General features: G+C 67.3%; 21 protein-coding genes, 1 tRNA gene and 1 riboswitch. Of the genes, 12 read left to right on the top strand and 10 right to left on the bottom strand.

The window, feature by feature from the left end:
* The first annotated feature begins 4 nt into the window (after positions 1-4).
* Positions 5-526 carry an isochorismatase family protein gene (locus BKN51_RS28730; protein WP_101610611.1) on the top strand — a complete coding sequence of 174 codons (522 nt, stop codon included), beginning with the start codon at positions 5-7 and terminating at the stop codon, positions 524-526.
* Between the two features lie 3 nt (positions 527-529).
* The gene (locus BKN51_RS28735) at positions 530-922 is read left to right on the top strand and encodes an NUDIX hydrolase (RefSeq protein ID WP_101610612.1); all 393 of its coding nucleotides are present in this window, start codon (positions 530-532) and stop codon (positions 920-922) included.
* Between the two features lie 6 nt (positions 923-928).
* Here BKN51_RS28735 and BKN51_RS28740 read toward each other — a convergent pair whose 3' ends face one another.
* From BKN51_RS28740 to BKN51_RS28750, 3 genes are all read right to left on the bottom strand, one after another.
* Entirely contained in the window at positions 929-1,561 is a 633-nt protein-coding gene (locus BKN51_RS28740; protein WP_101610613.1) for an LppU/SCO3897 family protein, read from the bottom strand.
* 81 nt (positions 1,562-1,642) lie between these two features.
* On the bottom strand, positions 1,643-2,236 hold the full coding sequence (locus tag BKN51_RS28745; RefSeq protein ID WP_146044282.1) for a TetR/AcrR family transcriptional regulator: 594 nt from the start codon (positions 2,234-2,236) through the stop codon (positions 1,643-1,645).
* 98 nt (positions 2,237-2,334) lie between these two features.
* The gene (locus BKN51_RS28750) at positions 2,335-3,285 is read right to left on the bottom strand and encodes an acyl-CoA desaturase (protein WP_101610615.1); all 951 of its coding nucleotides are present in this window, start codon (positions 3,283-3,285) and stop codon (positions 2,335-2,337) included.
* Positions 3,286-3,459: 174 nt separating this feature from the next.
* Between BKN51_RS28750 and BKN51_RS28755 the strand changes: the two genes are divergently transcribed.
* From BKN51_RS28755 to BKN51_RS28775, 5 genes are all read left to right on the top strand, one after another.
* Positions 3,460-3,531 (top strand) — tRNA-Gln (locus BKN51_RS28755).
* Positions 3,532-3,574: 43 nt separating this feature from the next.
* Positions 3,575-5,323 carry a GGDEF domain-containing protein gene (locus BKN51_RS28760; RefSeq protein WP_101610616.1) on the top strand — a complete coding sequence of 583 codons (1,749 nt, stop codon included), beginning with the start codon at positions 3,575-3,577 and terminating at the stop codon, positions 5,321-5,323.
* Positions 5,324-5,367: 44 nt separating this feature from the next.
* Positions 5,368-6,855 (top strand): bifunctional UDP-N-acetylglucosamine diphosphorylase/glucosamine-1-phosphate N-acetyltransferase GlmU, encoded by a 1,488-nt coding sequence (glmU, locus tag BKN51_RS28765; protein WP_101610617.1) that lies wholly within the window; start codon positions 5,368-5,370, stop codon positions 6,853-6,855.
* The gene (locus BKN51_RS28770; protein WP_101610618.1) at positions 6,852-7,832 is read left to right on the top strand and encodes a ribose-phosphate diphosphokinase; all 981 of its coding nucleotides are present in this window, start codon (positions 6,852-6,854) and stop codon (positions 7,830-7,832) included. Before glmU ends, BKN51_RS28770 begins: the two co-directional genes overlap by 4 nt.
* 130 nt (positions 7,833-7,962) lie before the next feature.
* Complete coding sequence (locus BKN51_RS28775) at positions 7,963-8,838, top strand: TIGR03621 family F420-dependent LLM class oxidoreductase (protein ID WP_101610619.1); 876 nt, start codon at positions 7,963-7,965, stop codon at positions 8,836-8,838.
* Here the strand turns inward: BKN51_RS28775 and BKN51_RS28780 are convergent.
* Positions 8,832-9,449 (bottom strand): NAD(P)-dependent oxidoreductase, encoded by a 618-nt coding sequence (locus tag BKN51_RS28780; protein ID WP_101610620.1) that lies wholly within the window; start codon positions 9,447-9,449, stop codon positions 8,832-8,834. The two genes, BKN51_RS28775 and BKN51_RS28780, sit on opposite strands and share 7 nt — an antisense overlap.
* Before the next feature lie 95 nt (positions 9,450-9,544).
* On the bottom strand, positions 9,545-10,666 hold the full coding sequence (locus BKN51_RS28785) for a hypothetical protein (RefSeq protein ID WP_101610621.1): 1,122 nt from the start codon (positions 10,664-10,666) through the stop codon (positions 9,545-9,547).
* A 341-nt stretch (positions 10,667-11,007) separates the two neighbouring features.
* On the opposite strand from BKN51_RS28785, the gene BKN51_RS28790 reads away from it, so the two are divergent.
* The 4 genes from BKN51_RS28790 to BKN51_RS28805 all read left to right on the top strand — a co-directional run bounded on the left by BKN51_RS28790 (position 11,008) and on the right by BKN51_RS28805 (position 13,074).
* The gene (locus tag BKN51_RS28790; protein WP_101613515.1) at positions 11,008-11,619 is read left to right on the top strand and encodes a 50S ribosomal protein L25/general stress protein Ctc; all 612 of its coding nucleotides are present in this window, start codon (positions 11,008-11,010) and stop codon (positions 11,617-11,619) included.
* Between the two features lie 10 nt (positions 11,620-11,629).
* Positions 11,630-12,226: an aminoacyl-tRNA hydrolase gene (pth, locus tag BKN51_RS28795; RefSeq protein WP_101610622.1), complete on the top strand. Its 597-nt coding sequence runs from the start codon at positions 11,630-11,632 to the stop codon at positions 12,224-12,226.
* A 159-nt stretch (positions 12,227-12,385) separates the two neighbouring features.
* A complete protein-coding gene (locus tag BKN51_RS28800; protein ID WP_101610623.1) occupies positions 12,386-12,745 on the top strand; it encodes a DivIVA domain-containing protein in 360 nt (119 codons plus the stop codon).
* Positions 12,745-13,074 (top strand): DivIVA domain-containing protein, encoded by a 330-nt coding sequence (locus BKN51_RS28805; RefSeq protein ID WP_101610624.1) that lies wholly within the window; start codon positions 12,745-12,747, stop codon positions 13,072-13,074. Before BKN51_RS28800 ends, BKN51_RS28805 begins: the two co-directional genes overlap by 1 nt.
* A gap of 61 nt (positions 13,075-13,135) precedes the next feature.
* Here the strand turns inward: BKN51_RS28805 and BKN51_RS28810 are convergent, their stop codons facing one another.
* The 5 genes from BKN51_RS28810 to rsmA form a co-directional block, all read right to left on the bottom strand.
* Positions 13,136-14,827, bottom strand: coding sequence for a fatty acyl-AMP ligase (locus BKN51_RS28810; protein WP_101610625.1), 1,692 nt, complete (start codon positions 14,825-14,827; stop codon positions 13,136-13,138).
* 51 nt (positions 14,828-14,878) lie between these two features.
* Complete coding sequence (locus tag BKN51_RS28815) at positions 14,879-16,651, bottom strand: ABC-F family ATP-binding cassette domain-containing protein (RefSeq protein ID WP_101610626.1); 1,773 nt, start codon at positions 16,649-16,651, stop codon at positions 14,879-14,881.
* 67 nt (positions 16,652-16,718) lie between these two features.
* Positions 16,719-17,684 carry a 4-(cytidine 5'-diphospho)-2-C-methyl-D-erythritol kinase gene (locus BKN51_RS28820; RefSeq protein ID WP_101610627.1) on the bottom strand — a complete coding sequence of 322 codons (966 nt, stop codon included), beginning with the start codon at positions 17,682-17,684 and terminating at the stop codon, positions 16,719-16,721.
* Positions 17,685-17,805: 121 nt separating this feature from the next.
* Entirely contained in the window at positions 17,806-18,816 is a 1,011-nt protein-coding gene (locus BKN51_RS28825) for a methionine ABC transporter ATP-binding protein (protein ID WP_101613516.1), read from the bottom strand.
* Positions 18,817-19,025: 209 nt separating this feature from the next.
* A riboswitch (SAM riboswitch) is annotated at positions 19,026-19,116 on the bottom strand.
* A gap of 305 nt (positions 19,117-19,421) precedes the next feature.
* The gene (rsmA, locus tag BKN51_RS28830) at positions 19,422-20,261 is read right to left on the bottom strand and encodes a 16S rRNA (adenine(1518)-N(6)/adenine(1519)-N(6))-dimethyltransferase RsmA (RefSeq protein WP_101610628.1); all 840 of its coding nucleotides are present in this window, start codon (positions 20,259-20,261) and stop codon (positions 19,422-19,424) included.
* Between the two features lie 190 nt (positions 20,262-20,451).
* Between rsmA and BKN51_RS28835 the strand changes: the two genes are divergently transcribed.
* The gene (locus BKN51_RS28835) at positions 20,452-21,387 is read left to right on the top strand and encodes a DUF222 domain-containing protein (RefSeq protein ID WP_101610629.1); all 936 of its coding nucleotides are present in this window, start codon (positions 20,452-20,454) and stop codon (positions 21,385-21,387) included.
* Positions 21,388-21,395 lie beyond the last annotated feature (8 nt).

The following is a 21,395-nucleotide window of genomic DNA, read 5'->3' on the forward strand; positions in this document are numbered from 1 at the left end:
CGCCATGACGAAGATCGACCCGGCGACGACCGCGCTCGTCCTGATCGACCTCCAGACGCGGATCGTCGCGCTGGAGACTGTCCCGCTCGAAGGCACCGAAGTCGTGTCGAACGCCGTTCTGCTGCGTGACGTCTTCAACGCGGCCGGTTCGCCGATCGTCCACGTGCAGGCGCACCGGCCGTACGTCAAGGAGCAACCGCCCGGTAGCGAACTGGTCGCCGAACTGACGCCTCGCGAAGGCGAGCACCTGATCACCAAGCACACGATCGGCGCGTTCTATGGCACCGGACTCGACGAACTCCTGCGCGGGTTCGGCGTGAAGACCCTGGTGCTCGGCGGGATCGCCACGGAATACGGCGTCGAATCGACGTTGCGCGCCGCGGCCGATCACGGCTACGAGACCATCGCCGTTTCGGACGCGATGACCGGGATCGCCGCGATCTCCCACGAGTCCGCGATCACCAAGGTGTTCCCGAGGCTGGGCGAAGTCCTGACGACCGCCGAGACCGCCGCGGCGCTGGGCTGAACCGTGATCGACAAAATCGCGTGGCTCCACCTGCGCGACGGCCGGATCCTGAGCACCCGCTCACGCGGCAAATCCGTGTTCTACCTGCCCGGCGGCAAACGCGAAGCAGGCGAAACCGACACGGAGACACTCGTTCGCGAGATCCGCGAAGAACTGACCGTCGAGATCACCCCGGCGAGTATCACGCCCGCCGGGGTGTTCGAGGCACAGGCGGATGGGCACGTGCCGGGGATCGTGGTCCGGATGACCTGCTACACCGCCGAATTCGCCGGAACGCTCGCGGCCAGCAGCGAGATCGACGAGGTCGCCTGGCTCGGTTACGCGGACAGGGACCGGGTCTCCGCGGTGGACAAGATCATCTTCGACCACCTGCTGGAGACCGGTCTCCTGCGCTGACGACCGCTACTTGAGCTTGTCCAGGCACAGCACCCTCGACTGAGGGAGCCCGCCACCCGATCGCTGCCACGCGATCTTCTCGTCGGTCGACGGCACCTGGGTGCAAACGGTGCTGTCGTCGACGAGGTACGCCGTGCTCTTCTCGATGGCGAGGACCTTGTAGCCGGCTGTCCCGCAGTCCACCTTCGTGAGCTTCTTCGCCTTGACCACGTCATCGGGAAGGCAGTCACCGACGACCGGCGGCCGTTCACCCGGGTTCTTCAGGTCTTCCAGGCACAGCAGGGTGCCGTCGCTCCCCGTCTTCTTTCCCTGGAACAGGGTCCAGTCCGCCGTGGGGTAATCATCGCATTCCGACCCGCCTGAGAGCTTGATCCCGATCTCAGACTTCCCGTCCTTTTTTCCGAGTACCTTGAAATTCGCGTCCAGCGTCCCGCATTCGGTCTTTTCGACAGTGCTCGCTTTGGTGATGTCACCCTTGAGGCAGGCGCCGACCTCGGTGCTCGACGCCGTGAACGGATTCGCGACAAGGAACGCGACCAGGGCGATGACGCCGAAGATGGCCAGGCGGATGACGGGCCTCAGCCACGTTTTCTTCCGCGGCACCATCTGTTCCACGGCGGGCGCAGGGTAGTTTTCCATGGTGTTCCCCCAGCTTGATGATCTCTATGGGGGCCATAGCGCTCATCGGGCGGGAAACGTTACTACCAGGCGACGCAGATCTCAGCGCAGCCGCAGCTTCGGCTTGTGCTCCAAATTGGACAGACCGTTCCAGGCGAGGTTGACCAGATGCGCGGCGACCTCGTCACGCTTCGGTTTCCGGGCGTCGAGCCACCATTGCCCGGTCAAGGCGACCATCCCGACGAGCGCCTGCGCGTACAGCGCGGCCAGCTTCTCGTCGTAGCCCCGCGCGGCGAACTGCTGCGCGAGGATGTGCTCGACCTGGCTGGCGATGTCGTTCAGCACCGTGGAGAACGTGCCCGTCGAACTCGCGACCGGCGAATCCCGCACCAGGATGCGGAAGCCGTCGTGTGAGTCCTCGACGTAGGAGAGCAACGCGATCGCCGCCTGCTCCAGCATCACCCTCGGGTGTCCACCGTGGAGGGTGGAGACCATCCGGTCGAGCAGCGATTGCGTTTCGCGGTCCACGACGACGGCGTAGATGCCTTCCTTGCCGCCGAAGTGTTCGTACACCACCGGTTTGGAGACGTTCGCGCGATGCGCGATCTCCTCGATGGAAGTGCCCTCGAAACCCTTTTCCGCGAACAGGGCTCTGGCGACGTTGAGAAGTTGTTGCCTGCGCTCGGTACCCGTCATCCGCACACGGGCCACCGGAGCGACAGGACGCGCTCCGGTGACCGCTTCACGTTTGGTTCGCCGTCTCCCCGCCATTGGAGAAGACTAACGTGACCTCGCTATTTGCTTTCGGCGGCGATGCGCGCGAGGCGCTGCGGGGTCGGCCAGCGCACGTCATAGGCCCAGCCGAACTTCTCGAAGATCCAAATGAGACGCGCGGAAATGTCGATCTGACCGCGCTGCACGCCGTGCCGGGCCGAAGTCGGGTCCGCGTGGTGCAGGTTGTGCCACGACTCGCCGAAGGAGAAGATCGCCAGCGGCCAGAAGTTGGCCGACTTGTCACGGGCGGCGAACGGGCGCTCGCCGATCATGTGGCAGACCGAGTTGACCGACCAGGTCACGTGGTGCAGCACGCAGACGCGCACCAGACCGGCCCAGAAGAACGCGGTCACCGCGCCCCAGAACGACCAGGTGATCAGTCCGCCGAGCACCGCGGGCATGACCAGCGTGAGCAGGCTCCACAGCCAGAACAGGTCGTCGACCTTCTTGATGGCCGGGTCCTTCACCAGGTCCGGCGCGAACCGCTCCGCGTTGGTCTGGTCGCGCTCGAACAGCCAGCCCATGTGCGCGTGCCAGAAACCCTTGGCGATGGCGAGCGGCGTGGTGCCGAACAGCCACGGGGAGTGCGGGTCGCCGTCGCGGTCGGAGAACGCGTGGTGGCGACGGTGGTCGGCGACCCAGGTGATCACGGGGCCCTGGACGGCCATGCTGCCGGCGATCGCCATCGCGACGCGCAGCCACGGCTTGGCCTTGAACGAGCCGTGCGTGAAGTACCGGTGGTAAGACACGGTGATACCGAGGCCGCTGATCGCGTAGAAGACCACGAAGATGGCGACGTCGACCCAGGTCAATCCCCAGCCCCAGGCGAACGGGACGGCCACGAGCAACGCGGCGAGCGGGAAGATGACCCCGAGGTAGACCGAGAGCTGCACGCCGCCCGATCGCGTCCCGTCGAGAACGGGCTTGGGGCCCTTCGCGGGCTTCTGGGAACGGTCGAGGGTAGCCGTCATGCAGTCACTTCTTTTCTACGCGCGACCCTTGAGGGCTTACCTAAGGGTGACCTTACCTACGATGCCGTAAGTTACGGTACAGGAGGTTTCGTCCCCTGTGGAGTGCCCGCGACTGTGAGGCAACCCCCGGGCGCACGCGGGCGTCTCCGGCATGGCTATTCTGACCAGGATCGATCCGCCGTAGTGTAATCGGCAGCACTTCAGATTTTGGTTCTGACAGTTCAGGTTCGAATCCTGGCGGCGGAGCAGACGAACAGATGACCAGCGGCGTTTTCAACGGTGGGGGTGTGTGCGGCTGACCGAGGACGCGACGACCAGCAGCAGGCGGCCGGCGCTTGCGGAGATGTCCGACGCCTGGCTCCATGGTCGCGCGCGCGAACTCGGCGCGGCCATCCAGCGCGTCAGCTTCGCCGAACAGCTGGACATCGTCACCAGCCTCGACGAACTCCTCGACGAGACGCAGCGCCGTGGCGAACCTTTGCTGGTGGCCCAGCTGCTGCGCTACTCCGCGATGGCGAGGCTGGTCACCCGCGGTCTCGCCGCCGAAGCCGAGCCCAGGCTCGACGAGATGCTCGCGCACACCCGGCGTCACGGCCTCGCCCTGATGCGCGCGGACGCGCACGCGATGCGCGGACGGCGCCTGGTGATCGCCAAACAAGAGGACGCCGCTCTCACCGAGATCGCCAGGGCGCTGGCCATTCTCGACGACTCCGCGGTCCCGGACCGCCAGGTCGGCAGGCGCAACTGGGACCGGATGCTGTCCACGACCCTGGTCGACTGCTGGCTGGTGCTGAACCAGCTGGGCGTCTACGAGGCGGCCGAGGAGGCCATCGCCCGCGCCGCGCAGGCGATCCGCGACAGCGCGAGCCCGCACGAGATCGCGCTCCAGCTGATCAACCGGGTCAAAATGCTGCTGGGCTGGGGCCTGCGGCTCGAACGCATCGAGCGGTACGACGAAGGAGCGGACAAGTTCCGCACCGCGGCTTCGATGGCGCAAGCCGCCGAGGGCCCGTTCACCGAGTCGCTGTTCCCGCGCAAGGCCGGGGTGCCCGCGATCGACCAGGTCGGCGTGCTCGCCGCGGCGGCCGCGCTGGCGTCACCCGATTCGTCCCACATCGAGCGGCTGAAAGCGCTGCTGCATCCGGAACTGGTGTTCCCGCACGAACGCGAGATCATCGCCATCGCGCTGGCCCGCTGCCTGGACAACGTCGCCCGCCGCGAGGACGCGCTGCAGGTGCTCAAAGAGGTTCGCGAGGACAACGAGGACGGCTCGCTGCCCTCGATGCGGTTGAACCTCGCCCGCGAGCTGGCCAGGCTCGACACCGCCCCGGACTACGCGTCCGGCGCGAGCCAGTCGCTCATCGACTACGCGACCATCCTGGAAACGGAGATGTGGTCGCTGCGGGAATCGCAGATCGCCACGCTCAACGCGCGCCGGGAGCACGAACGGCTGTCCGCCGAGCACGGGGCGATCACCCAGCAGGCCCTCCAGGACCCGCTCACCGGGCTGCCGAACCGGCGCGCGCTCGACGAAAAGCTGCGTTCGCTGGCGTCGTCCGCGGACGCCCAGCCGCTCGCGGTCGCGCTGGTGGACCTCGACGGATTCAAGGACGTCAACGACAAGCAGTCCCACGCCGAGGGCGACAACGTGCTCCGTGTCATCGCGAGCACGCTGCGCGACGCCCTGCGCGGCGACGACGTCGTCGCGCGATACGGCGGAGACGAGTTCATCGTGCTTCTACCTGGGGCTCCGGCGTCGGCGGCGAAGCAGGCGCTAGGTCGTTCTGTGAATGCCGTCGCATCTCTGCCGCACCACCTTTCGCACGGCGTCACCCTCTCCGTCGGCCTGGTTTCGCTCCGCCCGCAGGAGCGGGCCGAACAGGTCCTCGCCCGCGCCGACGCGGCCATGTACCAGGCGAAACGTGGCGGCGGGAACCAGGTTTCGTCGGTGAACTCGATGGCCATCGATCCGGTCACCGGATGGCCCGGCGAGGATGCTCCGACCGACCCCGCGTGGGACGCCGAGCAGCCCACGTAGGATCAATGCCCGACAACCACCGTTGGTGAAATGTTGGGAGTGCCGTGACCGGCCCGCTGAGCACGTTGATCCTCGCCGCGGGTGAGGGCACCCGTATGCGCTCGTCCACCCCGAAGGTGCTGCACCCGATCGCCGGCCGTCCTCTGGTCGAGCACGCGGTGCGGGCCGCCGCGGGGCTGAGCCCCGAACACCTCGTCGTGGTCATCGGCCACGGTCGCGACTCGGTCGGCGCTCGGCTGGCGAAGGTCGGCGAGGCGCTCGGCCGCGAGGTCGTCACGGCCGTCCAGGAGGAGCAGAAGGGCACCGGGCACGCCGTCTCGTGCGCGCTCTCGGCGCTGCCGGGCGGGCTGACCGGCACCGTCGTCGTCAGCTACGGCGACGTCCCGCTGCTCGACACCGAAACACTCGCTTCCCTGGTCGCGGAGCACACCGCGACCGGGAACGCGGTCACCGTGCTGACCGCGGTCGTCGAGAACCCGACCGGTTACGGCCGGATCATCCGCGACGGAAACGGCGTCGTCACCTCGATCGTCGAGCAGAAGGACGCCACCCCCGAACAGCACGAAATCGCCGAAATCAACTCCGGCGTCTACGCCTTCGACGCGTCGGTCCTGGTCGACGGGCTTTCGAGGCTTTCGACCGACAACGCGCAGGGCGAGCTCTACCTCACCGACGTCCTCGGCATCGCCCGCGGCGACGGCAAGGGCGTCGGCGCGCTGGTCATCGACGACCCGTGGGTGACCGAAGGCGTCAACGACCGCGTGCAGCTCTCCGTCCTCGGCGCCGAGCTGAACCGGCGCATCGTCCGCGGCTGGCAGCGGGCGGGCGTCACCGTCGTCGACCCGTCGAGCACCTGGATCGACGCGGGCGTGACCCTGTCGCGCGATGTCGTCATCGAGCCCGGCGTGCAGCTGAAGGGCTCGACTTCGGTCGGCGAGGGTGCGCAGATCGGCCCGGACAGCACCTTGGAGAACGTCTCCGTCGGCGCGGGCGCGTCGGTGGTGCGGACGCACGGTTCGGATTCGGAACTGGGCGACGGCGTGAAGGTCGGCCCGTTCACCTATCTCCGCCCCGGAACCAAACTGGGGACCAAGGGCAAACTCGGCGCTTTCGTCGAAACGAAGAACGCGGACATCGGCGCCGGGACGAAGGTTCCGCACCTGACCTACGTCGGCGACGCGACCATCGGCGAGAACAGCAACATCGGGTGTTCCAGCGTTTTCGTGAATTACGACGGCGTGCACAAGCACCACACCACGATCGGCTCCCATGTTCGGCTCGGCGCGGACAACACGTTCGTCGCCCCGGTGACCATCGGCGATGGCGCCTACAGTGGGGCGGGCACCGTGATCAGGCAAGACGTGCCCCCGGGCGCGCTCGCCGTGTCCACCGGGCCGCAGCGCAACATCGAAGACTGGGTGACCCGGCGCAGGCCGGGTACACCCGCGGCGGAAGCAGCTTCCGCCGCGAAGCAGGACACCACCGCCGTGTCCGATTCAAATAAGGGAAACGACGGGGAGTCGCCAGCATGAGTTCGAAGTCCGGCACACCGAAGAAGAACCTGATGCTCTTCTCCGGGCGCGCACACCCGGAGCTCGCCGAAGAGGTGGCCAAGCACCTCAACGTGACGGTCGTCCCGCAGACCGCGCACAACTTCGCCAACGGCGAGATCTTCGTCCGGTTCAACGAATCGGTGCGCGGGACCGACGCGTTCGTGATCCAGAGCCACCCGGCGCCCATCAACGAGTGGGTGATGGAGCAGCTGATCATGGTGGACGCCCTCAAGCGGGCGAGCGCCAAGCGGATCACCGTGATCATGCCGTTCTACCCGTACGCGCGGCAGGACAAGAAGCACAAGGGCCGCGAGCCGATCTCCGCGCGCCTGATCGCGGACCTGTTCAAGACCGCCGGCGCCGACCGGATCATGACGGTCGACCTGCACACCGCGCAGATCCAGGGCTTCTTCGACGGCCCGGTCGACCACCTGCTCGCGCAGAACGTGCTGGCCGCGCACATCAACAAGACCTACCAGGACGAGAACATCACCGTCGTCTCGCCGGACTCGGGCCGCGTGCGGCTGGCCGAGAAGTGGGCGGCTCAGCTGGGTGACCGGCCGATCGCCTTCATCCACAAGACCCGCGACCCGGACAAGCCGAACCAGGCCGTCGCCAACCGCGTCGTCGGCAAGGTCCGCGGTCAGCTGTGCGTGCTGATCGACGACATGATCGACACCGGCGGCACGATCGTGAAGGCCACCGAGGCCCTGCTCGACGAAGGCGCGTCCGACGTCGTCATCGCCTCGACCCACGGCATCCTGTCCGACCCCGCCACCGAGCGGCTGTCGAACTGCAAGGCGCGCGAGGTGATCGTCACCAACACGCTGCCGATCCCGGAGGAGAAGCGGTTCCCCGGCCTGACCGTGCTGTCCATCGCGCCGCTGCTGGCGCAGGCGATCCAGCAGGTCTTCGAGGACGGGTCGGTCACGTCCCTCTTCGACGGCAACGCCTGATCCGAAACGAAGCAAGGGACCTTTGCTCTCACTCTCTTCCGGAGAGTGAAAGCAAAGGTCCCTTGCTTCGTTTTCGGCTCCTCGCGAAACAGGGCGCGCCGGGCCGTCCGGCGTGGCTAGGTTTCCGTTCATGGGGAAATTCAAGTTCGGTGTGAACCTGTGGGGCGCCGAGAACCGCGAAGACTGGGTCGCGAAGTGCCGGCGCGCCGAGGCCCTCGGCTTCGACGTCATCTCCGTGCCCGATCATCTCGGCCCAGGACGAAACGCGCCTTTTCCGGCCCTGACCATGGCCGCCGCCGTGACCGAGCGGCCACGCGTCGGCACTCTCGTCTCCAACGTGCCCTTCTACAACCTCGCGCTCTTCGCGCGCGAAGTCACCACGACGGTGAAGATGACGGGCGACCGGCTGGACCTCGGCCTCGGCTCCGGTCACATGAAATCGGAATTCGACGATGCCGGCCTGCCGTGGATTCCGGCCAAGGAGCGCATCGAGTACCTCGCCAAGGGCCTTGACCACCTGCGCGAACACTTCGCCGCCGAAGGGATCACGCCCCCGCCGTTGCTCCTCGCGGGCAACAGCGATGGCGTGCTCTCCCTCGCCGCCCGCGAAGCCGATATCGCCGGCTTCGCGGGCCTTCGCCAAGCACCGGGGAAACCGCCTGGCACTTTCCGGCTCGACGACGCCGAGCGCATGGACGAACGCGTCGCCTTCTTCCGCTCGCACCTCGACGGCCGGGATCCCGAGCTGAACATGCTCGTCCAGCGGGTCGTCGTCACGGAAGACCGGCGCGCGGCCGCGGAGTCCTGGCGTGAAGAGCTCAAGGACCAGGACGCCCTCGACGTGGACACCCTGCTCGAAACGCCACAATTGCTGTTCGGGACCGTCGACGAGATGGTCCGGCAGCTCGAGGAACGTCGCGAGCGGTACGGCTTCTCCTACATCACGGTGTTCGAACCGATGCTGGAAACGTTCGCTCCGGTCGTGAAGGAACTGTCCGGTCAGTAAGCGACGCAGAAACGCTGACGGCGGCGCTCCGGCTTGTCGATCTCGTCGACGAACGCGATCGCGTAGTCGGCGCCGCTGATCTTCGACCCACCGTTCTCGTCGGTCAGGAGCACGTCACCGCCGAGCCGGAAGTCACCGGTCCGCTCACCCTCGGCCCACGCGCCGAACTCGGCGGCCGGGCTGACGTAGAACCAGTCGATGTCCTCGGGAAGCTTCCGGAACGCTTCCAGCACCTCCGCGTGCGCCCCAGCCTCGCCCTTGTACGCGTCCGGGAACTCGGGGGTGTCGATCAGCCGCGGCCCGCCCTCGGCCACGTGCAGGCTGCCCGCCCCGCCGACCACGCCGATCCGCGCGCCGTTGTCCTTCGCGACCCGAGCGATCGAGGGCACCGCGTCGAGCAGGCCGCCCTGACCGTGAACCGCGATCACCAGGACGTCGGCGCCCTTGGCGACGTCGGCGAGGAACGCCTCGTCGTACAGCGACCCTGCCTTCGCTCCTTCGCCTTCAGCGTTCCTCGACACCACCAGGACCTCGTGGCCGCGGCCGCGTGCCTCCGCGGTGATCTTCCCGCCCGCGTACCCGGTTCCTCCGAACACAACCAACTTCGCCATCACGTTCTCCCTTTTCATCGGCGACAACGCCGATGCTAAGAACGCGTGATCGACTACTTCAACGTATGTAACTCACCCGTGGGTGAGTGTGCAGGTCAGCCGCCCAGCGTGGCGAACTCGGACTTGAGCTTTTCGCGGACGCCGTTCACGTCGACCGGCACCCGGACCTCGCCGCGAGGAGACGGCTTCGCCTGCACCTGATAGCTGGCGTTCCGATTCGGCAGCTTGAACTTGACCTCGCAGGACATGCTCGTCGTGGTGTCCGGTGCCGCGTTGGCGTCCGCGGTGCAGGTCTGCGCGCCGAGTGACTGGGCCGTGAACTCGACGGTCAGTGTCAGGTGCACGGGCGTCTTGCTCGCGCTGCCGATGACGGTGTTGGCCACGTCGATGGTCGCCCGGCAGGTTCCGACGAAATCGGTGCAGTCCAGTTTGTCGTTGACCACGCTGACGCTGACCTGGACGAGCGCGTCGAACGGCTGCCCGACACCGCCGACAGCGCCGTCCAGATCGGTCTGGAGCTTCTTGAGCGCGTCCCCGGTGAGTGGCTCGACCCGCATCTCGGCACCGAGCGTCTTGCCGCCCGCCGCGTCGACGAGGGACGGCGCGAAACTGACCACGCGATGCGGCGCCGCGGTGGTCACCCGCAGCGTCCCGAGCCCGCTCCCGACGTCGTAGACCTCGGTCCCGTCGGGCAACTTCGACCGCACCGGATCGGTCAGCCGGTTCATCGCGGACACCGCGGTCCGGAGTGTCGACGCGGCCTTGCGCGGGTTGAGCACCTCGACGGCGTTCACCGGCAGATCCGAACTGTCGGTGCGGACCCAGTTGGTGCCGTACTGGTCACTGTTGCCGAGCCCGTGCGCCTTCCAGTACTCCGGCGTCGCCGAGAGGTACAGCTGCTTGTCGGCCGAGATGACCTGGATGCTCTGGCCGTCGACCGGCAACGCGCCTTGCGCGCTTCCGTTGCGGGTGATCCGGAACTGCAATTCGGCGGGTTTGCCCGAAGCGTCCTTGATTGTCGACTTGTAGACAACGGCAGGTGCCTGCTCGAGCGCCTTCAACGCGCTCTCGACAGCACCTCGCTGCTCCGTGCGCCGATCCACCCGCTGCTGCTCGACGGGCGAGATCCCGGCCGCCCCGTCGATCGCGACGTCGCAACCGGCCACGAGGCAGCACAAGACGGCGACCGCGCCGATCCTCAACCGTCGTGCCGGCATTCCGCCCCCTGTGTCTCGCGTGCGCAGAGATCACACCTTAGAAAAGGGGTCACGCACCACCGCATTCGCGGGTTCCCGAAGCAGCTGTCACCGACTTGTCACCTGAACGAGCCACCCGGCGGGACCCCGGCACGACCGGTTGGTCTACACTTTCCCGGTCTCGGCGAGGCGGGTTCCGTGAGCACCTGGTGCCCGACGTGATCGACGCGGCGGCTTGAGTGGCCACACGCGATCGAGCACGCCCGTGGAACTCGCCGCCGAACACCAGAACCGCCCCGAACCATCCCCACCCTCAGCATGATTTCGCTGAACATGTTGGTGAATTGAAGGAGTGCTACACCGTGTCCGAGGTACGCCTGTCCGTCGAGCCCCGCACCGAATTCGGCAAGGGTGCCGCGCGCCGCACGCGTCGCGCCGGCAAGATCCCCGCGGTGCTGTACGGGCACGGCTCGGACCCGCGCCACTACGCCCTGCCCGCCCTCGAGTTCGCCCGCGTCGTGCGTGAGAACGGCAGCAACGCCGTCATCACCCTCGACCTCGAAGGCAAGAGCGAGCTGGCGCTGACGAAGACCATCGTCGTCCACCCGCTGAAGAACTACATCGAGCACGTCGACCTGCTGGTCGTCATCCGCGGCGAGAAGGTCACCGTCGACATCCCCGTCGTCGTCACCGGCACCCCCGGCCCGGGCACCCTGGTCACCACCGACCTCGACGCCATCCAGATCGAGGTCGAGGCGCTGCACATCCCCGAGCAGGTCGAGGTCTCGGTCGAGGGCGTCGTCGCCGGCACCCAGATCAACGCTTCGGACGTCATCCTGCCGAAGGGCGCCTCCCTGGTCACCGACCCCGATGCCCTGGTCGTCGCCGTGAACGAGTCGCCGTCCGAATCCGCGCTCGAGGGCGAAGACGCCGCTGCCGAGGCGGAAGAGACCGCCACCGAGACCGCCGAATAAAGTCACTCGTGTGACCGAAGCAGTACTTCCCGGGGCCGGCGAGCAGATCCTGCTCGCCGGCCTTGGCAATCCCGGCCCCCAATACGCGGGCAACAGGCACAACGTCGGCTTCATGGTGCTCGACGAGCTCGCCGGCCGTGTCGGCGGCAAGTTCAAAGCCCACAAGAGCGGTGCCGAGATCCTCGAAGGCAGACTCTCCGGGCAGCGAGTGATCCTGGCCAAGCCGCGCTCGTACATGAACCTCTCGGGCGGCCCCGTCGTCGGCGCGGCCCGGTTCTACAAGATCCCCCCGGCCGGTGTCGTGGTCGTCCACGACGAGCTGGACGTCGACTTCGGCGCCCTCAAGATGAAATTGGGCGGCGGTGACAACGGCCACAACGGTCTCCGTTCGATCACCAAATCTCTCGGCACCAAGGACTACTACCGCGTCCGTTTCGGCGTCGGACGTCCTCCGGGACGGCAGGATCCGGCCGATTTCGTGCTGAAAGACTTCTCAACGGTCGAACGCAAAGAGCTCGCCTTCGAGATCGATCGTTGCGCCGACGCCGTTGAAGCGCTTATCAGCACCGGCCTCGCCACGGCCCAGAACACCTTCCACGCTGGGTGAACCCGCTCACATGGCGGTGTGTTACATCTCGTCACTCGAAGGCGTTTCACCACGCCCCTGATCGAGTCGTGGAATAGCGCGGACTCTTCCGGGAAACTCTCAAACCCGTTAGGACGGAATGCGGAGATCGCATTCCCCACCGAAACCGGAGAGAGTTTCATGTCGTTTACGGCCGAAGACATCACCGGCGCCACTTTCCCGAACGCCCCGATCGGGCGGCGCGGATACGCCAAGCACGAGGTCGACGCGTTCCTGGAGCGGATCGCGGACACGATCTCGGACCGGGACGACCTGACGGCGGCCGAGGTCCACCACGTCATGTTCTCGCGTCCGTTGATCGGGAAGCGCGGCTACGACGAGCGCGAAGTCGACGATTTCCTCGACAAGGTCGAAGGACAGCTCGCCCACCGGACCGGCCAGCACGTGCTCGGCGTACCCGGCGCGCGTGAAGAGGGCCAGGCGACCGCCGAACGCGCCGTTCCGGACCGCGGTCCCGTCGAGTTCCTGCGGGAGCGCTAGTGCCCGTCACCGCGTTCGAGGCCAGAACCCGGCAGTTCGACCGGGCGCCGATCGGCGCCCGCGGCTACTACGAACCCGCGGTCGACGCCTTCCTCGAACGGGTCGCCGCGACTCTCGACGGCGACGACGACCTGTCGGTTTCGGACGTCCATAATGTGGCGTTCGCCAAAGCGCCGCTCTCGAAGCGAGGCTACGACCCGACAGCCGTCGACGCGTTCCTCCGGGACGTCGAAGGCACGCTAGCCGGGCTTTCCCAGGCCGCTAGCTACTACATAGCGCCGGCTCTGGAGCACACCCACACCCGTAAGCCTCCCTGGCGACGCCGCTGACCCACGGAAGCTGCTGAAAGAGGGCCGGGGCCGCGATCATCGCGGTCCCGGCCCTCTCGTGTCAGCTGGTCGCCGCGTTCTTGGCGATCCTGTCCGCGAACTGGGTGGCGGTCGCGGCCCGCTTCACCTTGCCCGAAGGCGTCTTGGGCAGGCTCCCCGCCGGAAGCACCACGACCGCGAAGGGCCGCATGTCGACCGCGCCGCGCACCTTGGCCGCGACTTCCTTCGCCAGCGCTTTCTCCGTGTCCGGATCCCCGGCGAGCTTCGATTCGAGGACGACGGCGAACCGTTCCCGGCGGCTGCCCGCGTCGATCCGCACGGCCACGGCGTTCCCGGCTCGAACCCCCTCGACAGATGTCGCCGCCCGCTCGATATCGGTCGGGTACAGGTTCCGGCCGCCCATGATGATGACGTCCTTGCGACGGCCGCAGATCACGATCATGCCGTCGACCAGGTAACCGAGGTCGCCGGTGAGCAGCCAGCCGTTCTCGTCCTGTGTCGCGAGAGGACCTTCCATGGTCAGGTACCCCGGCGTCACGGCCTCACCGCGCAGGCGGATCTCCCCGACCTGGCGCTCGCCGAGCACGGTGCCCTCGTCATCGACGATCTCGGCCTCGAGCCCGTCGAGCGGCGGCCCGAGTACCGCGAAAGAACGGACGTCGTCGGTCCCGCGCCGAGGGTCGCCCTCGGGCACCGGCACCGCGCGGTTGTCCGCCTCGAGCGCGTCGGCTTCGACGATGTCCAACGTCAGTCCGGTGAACAGCGGCGCGAACGAAACCGCGAGAGTCGCCTCCGCCATGCCGTAAGCCGGGAAGACGCACTCGGCGGGCATCTTGAACCGTGCCCCTGCCTCGACAAACGTCTGCACAGCCGTTTCGTCGATGGGTTCGGCACCGTTCAGCGCGATCCGAAGCTTCGAGAGGTCGTACGCGTTGTCGTCGTCGACACGAGCCATCCGCCTGCCGACGATCGCGTACGCGAAGTTCGGCGCGGCCGTGGTCGTGCCGTTGTACTTGCTGATCAGCTGCGGCCAGATCAGCGGACCGGACAGGAACTCGAGCGGCGTGATCTTGACGAGTTCGACGCCGAACGTCATCGGAACCGTCAGGAAGCCGACCATGCCCATGTCGTGGAAGGTGGGCAGCCACGAGACCATCACGTCGACGTCGAAATCGAACTCGGCGCGATCGACCATCGCCTTGACGTTCGAATACAGGTTTCCGTAGGTGATCTGAACGGCCTTCGGATCGGCCGTCGACCCACTGGTCAGCTGCAGGAGCGCGGTGTCGGACTCGGCCGTCGGCACGGGCTCGGCCAGTGGTTCGGCCTCGAGCAGCTCGGTGATCACCTGGAACGCGATGCCGTGCTCGGTGAGCACGGGCGCCAGCTGGTCGAACGGCTCACCGAGCAGAACCAACCCGGATCCGATCATCCGCAGCACGCGAACGGTGTCCTCGGCCCACTCGGCGAGGTCGGTGCGCTGGGTGGGCTGGTGCAGCATCGTCACGCTGCCACCGGCGAGCCATACCGCCTGCACCGTCGGCGCGATCAGCGACGGCGCCGCGGCCAGCACCGCCACCGCCTTGCCCGGCTCGAGCCCCGCTGTGACCAGACCCCCGGCGACCCGTTTGGCCTGCTCGTGAATCTCGGCCCAGGTCCGCCGAACCGGCTCCTTGGGCTCCCCGGTGACCATTCCCCGCTGCTGACCTCGCCCCGCCGCGGTGGCGACGAGCGTGTCCACGAACCGACTCATGCGCGTCACAGTACTGTCCGCCCTGGAAGACCCGCTCGCCGTCGAGTGAACTCACTCGATAGCTTCGGAGGTCTCGAGCCACTGGGCCTCGACCTCCTCCTTCTCCGTTTCGACAGCCTTCAGTTCAGTGTTGAGCTCGATGAGCTTCGACGGATCGGTCGCCGCGGCGAGCAGGGCCGCGTGCAGCTTCTCTTCTTTCGCGTGGAGCTGGTCGAGCTTGCGCTCAAGGCGGGACAGTTCCTTCTGCGCCGCCCGCTGTTCCGCGGCGCTCTTCTTGGGCTCGGAGGCCTGCTTGTTGCCCGGCTTCCTGTCGCTCCCTGCCTTCTCCAGGCTCTTGGCGCGCCGGTCCAGGTACTCCTCGATCCCGCCCGGCAGGTGGGTCACCTGCCCGTCCCCGAACAAGGCGACGATCGTGTCGCAAACGCGTTCCACCAGGTACCGGTCGTGCGAGACGACGACGAGGCTGCCCGGCCAGGAATCGAGCAGATCTTCCAGCTGCTGCAAAGTGTCGATGTCGAGATCGTTCGTCGGTTCGTCGAGCAGCAGCACGTTGGGCTCGGCCATCAGAAGCCGGCACAGCTGCAAACGGCGCCGTTCACCACCGGAAAGGTCTTCGACCGGGGTCCATTGCCTCGCCGCGGGGAACCCCAGCTTTTCGGCCAGCTGCGAAGCGGAGAGCTCCTGCTTGCCGAACACGACCCTTCCTGAGATCTCTTCGATCGCCTGCAGGACGCGCAGGTCGCCGGGCAGATCGTCGAGCTCCTGCCGGAGATGCGCGAGGCTGACCGTCTTCCCCTGGACGCGGCGCCCCGTCTCGGGCTCCTTGTCACCGCCGAGCAGCTTCAGCAACGTCGTCTTGCCCGACCCGTTGACGCCGACCAGGCCGATCCGATCGCCGGGACCGATCCGCCACGTGACGTGATCGAGCAGGGTGCGGTCGCCGACGGTCAAAGTGGCGTCCTCGACCTCCAGGACGGTCTTTCCCAGCCGTCGCCGGGCGAACGCCTGCAATTCGACCGAATCACGCGGCTCCGGCACGTCGGAGATCAGCGCCTCCGCCGCCTCGACTCGATAGCGCGGCTTCGAAGTCCTGGCCTGCGGACCACGACGTAGCCACGCGAGCTCCTTGCGTGCCAGGTTCTGCCGCTTCTCCTCGGCCGTCGCCGCCAGCCTCGCTCGCTCGGCCCGCGCGAAGATCCAGTCCGCGTAACCGCCTTCGTACTGCTCGACGCGACCGTTGGTGACCTCCCAGGTCACACTCGCGACGGTGTCGAGGAACCACCGGTCGTGGGTCACGACCACGACCGCGATCCTGCGGTTGAGCAGATGATCCGCGAGCCAGCGCACACCTTCGACGTCAAGGTGGTTGGTCGGTTCGTCGAGGACCACGAGGTCCAGCTCACCCGTGAGGGCCGCCGCCAGCGCGACACGGCGGCGCTCGCCACCGGACAGATTCGTCGTCGATTTTTCGACACCGAGAGCGGTGATCCCCAGACCGTCCATAATGGACCGTACTCGCGCGTCAGCGGCCCACTCGTGCTCCGCGCCGTAGCGCTCCAGCACGACGTCGCCGACCGTGCTGCCGACGGGGAGTTCGGTCCGCTGGGTGACCACGGCCATCCGCAGGCCGCGGACTTGGCTCACCCGCCCCGTATCCGGCTCGCTGATCCCCGCGAGGACCTCCAGCAGCGTCGTCTTCCCGCCCCCGTTGAGACCGACGACGCCGATGCGCTGCCCCTCCGCGACACCGAGCGAAACACCGTCGAGCAGCGGGCGCACCCCGAAGGACTTGCTCACCGACTCCAGGTTGACCAAGTTGGCCATGCCTCAGCCGATCCTTTCCAAAAAGCTTGCACCACAACGAATTAGTCGATGTCCATTTCGGACATCCTCATGCGTGCACCCGGGGCGGCGCCGGCCGCGGCGCGTCGTCCCCGCCCACCAGCCGGGCTCCGGGAACAGGCCCGTGCGCGACGCGCACCGTACGACAGACACCAGCGCCGGACAGTTCCGCGGCTACCTCGACGGCCGACTGCGCGTCCGCGCACAGAAAAGCGCAGGTCGGCCCGGATCCGGACACGGTGCCGGCGAGCGCACCCGCGTTGACTCCAGCCCGCAACGTCCGGCGAAGCCCGGGACGCAACGAGACCGCGGCCGCCTGCAGGTCATTACCGAGAAGCAACGCCAGCTGCCGCGGGTCACCGGACGCCAGTGCCTCGACCACCGGAGTGTGCGAACCGATCCGCGGCGGGCTGCCCTCTTCACGTAACCTGTCGAGTTCGCCGAACACCCGCGGGGTCGAAAGACCGCGCTGATCGAACGCCAGGACCCAGTGGAACGTGTGCCTCGACAACACCGGCACCAGCTGCTCACCCCGGCCGGTGCCCAACGCTGTCCCGCCGTAAAGCGCGAAGGGAACATCGCTGCCGAGCTTGGCGGCGATACCAGCGAGTTCGTCTCGGGAGATCTCGAGCTTCCACAGCGACGCGAGCCCGACCAGGGTCGCGGCCGCGTCGGCACTGCCCCCGGCCATCCCGCCCGCTACCGGGATGCCCTTGCGAAGTACCACCCGGACCTTGGACTCGCCATCGGCCTTGCCGACGTGGGCCGCCAGGGCCTGCGCCGCCTTCCAGGCGAGGTTGTTGGCCCCTGTCGGTACGGAACCTTCACCTTCGCCATAGACCTCGATGCCGGGCTCCTCGGTGACCGCGACAGTCACCTCGTCGGTCAGGGAAAGCGCCTGGAAAACGGTCACCAGCTCGTGGTAGCCGTCCGGGCGTACGTCACCGACCGACAGGTGCAGGTTGACCTTGGCGGGAACCCTGACGGTAACTGGGGGCGGTACGACGGCGAGCACGAGACAAGCCTACGTGCCCACTCCACTTGTACTGCCACCAGGAGAAAGAGAACAGGACGACGCGGACGCAAACGGGCCGCCCTGGACAGAGTTCGTCCTGAGCGGCCCGTTCGTCGGGGAATCAAGCAGCGACGCCCTGCGGCCCGCGGACCGGGTGGGTCACGTGGCCACCACGTTCGGCGATCCAGGCGAGTGCGGCATCCGCGCGCTCGCCACGCACACCGAGGCGGAACCGGCCGACGGGCGTGTCGCCGATCCGAGTGAGGCCGCCTCCGATGGTGGCGAGTTCGACGTCGAAGCGACCGGCCGCCTCAGGCAGCAGCGCACCGACCGACGCGAAGCCGACGAGCACGACGTCCACCGCGCGGTCGTACTTCGAAGCCTGCGCACGGCCGGTTTCGATCGAAGGCAGGAGCGCCTGCGCGGTCCGGCTGTTCGGGTCGGAGACCAGGTCGAGCACGGTTCCGCGTTCGATGATCGCCCCGGCTTCCAGGACCGCGACGTCGTCGCAGACACGGCGCACCACGCCGGCGTCAGGAGTGGTGAGCAGCACGGTGACCCCGAGCTCGGCACGCGCACGGTCGAGCACGGTCAGGACCGCGCCGGATTCCTCGGGCTGCACACCCGCGGTCGGGTCGTCGGCCAGGAGCACGGAAGGTCCGGCGGCCAATGCCTTGGCGATGGCCACCCGGCGCAGCTGCCCCTCGGTCAGCTCGCCCGGACGCTGCCCCGCTCGTGGGGTGAGTCCGACCAGATCGAGCAGATTGCCGACCCGGTTACGGCGCTGCGGCCCGTCGAGGCCGAGTTGTTCGAGCGGCGACGCGATGTTGCCGGCGATGGTGCGCTCGGCGAGCAACTCCGCCTTGGTGTTCACGACACCGACCTGACGGCGGATTTCCCGCAGACGGCGCCCGTCGAGGGTCCCGGTGTTGAGGCCGTCGAGGCGGACGACACCTCGGTCGGGGCGCTCCTGAAGCCCGATGCAACGAGCGAGGGTGGACTTGCCGGAGCCGGCCGGACCGACGACTCCGAACAGCGAGCCGGCTTGGATGTCCACGCTGACATCGCGCAGGGCGACGACGGGATTTCCGTTGAGAGGAAAGGACTTGGACAAGTTTTCGACAGTGATCACGAAGGGCTCCATGCGAATGGGGCGCTGCTTCTTTCGAGCGCGCCAACCGTCACCGATTGCCCGTCCGAACGGACAGGCTTCAGAGGTAAGGGAAAGACTCAGGCAGTAACGGTTGAGCGTCGACACGCACTTACCGTGCGGCGACCTTCGTCGACTACGCGTCGCCTGGTCAGCAGGAGCGGGTGGGTGACCCTGTTCATTAGGCACAGCCTCCATCGGTCCTGGCGGTAGCACCTGCCCTGTGGAGGGTGGTTGCTGCGACTTCGGCGAGCCAGGTCTCTCAGTCGCTCGGGATGGCTCACTGAGTAAAACCGATCCCACTGGATGAAAGCAAGCACGTAGGCGCAGATCACACGTCTGGTCGCGTCCATCATACAGGATCGCCTGTCCATATAATGGGAAGGCAGCGAGCGTTGTCGCGCCGGACCAGAGCCCCTGCCTGCTAAGACAGGTTTGGATCATGTAGATCCAGAACAGGATTTACGCAGTCGTACTGACCTTGACCAACTCGCTTCCACGCGGTGCCGGTCACAGCTGCAACAGGGGAAACACCGCTCCCCTGACCGGCCCGTGTCAGCCTGCGAGACGGTCTTGGCCTGCCGTGGTCAGTCGGTCGCCGCTGCGATCCGAGCGAACTGATGAACGTCCAACTGCTCGCCGCGGGTCTTGGGGTCGATACCCGCTTTCTCGAGCAACTCCCCCGCGCGTTCGGCAGAGCCGGCCCAGGACGCCAACGCCGCACGCAAGGTTTTCCGCCGCTGCGAGAAGGCCGCATCGACCACCGCGAACAATCGCTCCCGGCTCACGGACGACACGACGTCGTCGCCTCGCTCGAAAGCGACCAGTGCGGAATCCACGTTCGGAACGGGCCAGAACACCGAGCGGGGAACCGCACCGACCTTGCGCGTCTTCCCGTACCACGCGAGCTTGACGCTGGGAACGCCGTAAGTCCTGCTCCCCGGGCCGGCCGCCATGCGGTCCGCGACCTCGGTCTGGACCATCACGAGACCGCTGGTCAGCGACGGCAACTCGGCGAGCAGGTGGAGCACGACGGGAACGGCGACGTTGTACGGCAGATTCGCGACGAGTGCCGTCGGCCGTTCAGGCAGGTCGTCCGCCTTGATCCGCAGAGCGTCCGCCCCGACGACCGTCAGCCTTTCGGCTCCGCCGCGTTCGGCCACGGTGTTCGGCAGCCGCCCGGCCAGCACGGGGTCGATCTCGACCGCGACGACCTCGGCGCCGGTCGCGAGCAGTCCCAGCGTCAGTGAGCCGAGGCCCGGTCCGACTTCCAGTACGACGTCACCTTCACCGACCCCGGAAAGGTCGACGATACGGCGCACCGTGTTGGGGTCGTGCACGAAGTTCTGGCCGAGCTTCTTGGTCGGCCGGACGTCCAGCTCGGCCGCCAACGCCCTGATCTCCGCGGGCCCGAGCAGTTCAGTCACCCGACGATCGTAGCCAGCCCTGGCGGGCGCCTCCGATCGCCCGACCCGCCCGCATCATCCATCCGCAGTTTCCGAACCGGCCTGCTTCCCACGCAAGAGTGATCGGTGCAAGTTGGCATCGCCGGAGCGTGATCATCATCTACCCGATCGATACCGTGCATTCGTTCGACTCTGGGCCGACAATCGAGGGATGACCAGCACAAACACTCCCAAGACCTTCCCGCTCAATCTGCCGGAAGGTGACCCCGAGCTGCTTCTCGACGAGTTGCAGACACGGCTGCGCGAAGGGCGACGTCTGTTCGCCGAAGTCGGCCAGATCCTGGCCGAAATCGAGTCACGAGGTGTCCGAGAGCTCTACGGATACAGCTCGATCGCCGTCTTCTACGAGCATGTGGCCCGGGTCCCCCGGGCCGAGGCGCAGAAGGTGACCGGTCGGGCACTCGCGCTCAACTCGAGACGCTCGCGCGACGGGACTTCCACTCCGCCCGTCGCGCCTTTGACCGGAGCCGCGGCCGCCACCGGCGTACTGGCCGATGGCAGCATCGATCGAATCGTCAAGGTGATGCGGAGGCTGCCCGAGCACGTCCCCGCAGACACCCGGCTCGACGCCGAGAAGGTCCTGGTCGATCTTGCCGGCGTCGCGAGACCGCGCGACGTCACGATCGCCGGGACAGACCTGCTCGCGCGTCTCGATCCGGACGGAGGTGACACCAAGGACCCCGGCTCGAAAAACCCCCGAAGCGAATTCTGGTTGCGTCAGAAACGCACCGGCCGGTGGGACCTGCGCGGCAACCTCGATCCCGAGACCGGTGCCCGCTTGAACGCGCTTCTGGTGCCACTGGCACATCCGGCCCCGAACGGAGAACCCGACGACCGCACTCCGGCGGAGAGACGTGGTGATGCTTTCGCGGAGATCGTGGATCTCGCGGTAGACGGCCCGGAGATCCCCTTGCCTCGGCGAAGCTCGGAGCAGGCCGCCGAGCAGCCTCCGCACGCGGAGCCTGTCGAGAAACCTGAACGAGTACGGGATCTGGCCCACATAAGGCCTCCGCGCTGGTGGGCACGGCTGTCGAGACCGAGACCCGGCGCGCGAACCTCATCCGCATCGGAGCCCAAAGCGGCCTGAGGGCCACC

It is taken from the genome of Amycolatopsis sp. BJA-103, assembly GCF_002849735.1.
In the GTDB taxonomy this organism is placed as follows: Bacteria; Actinomycetota; Actinomycetes; order Mycobacteriales; family Pseudonocardiaceae; genus Amycolatopsis.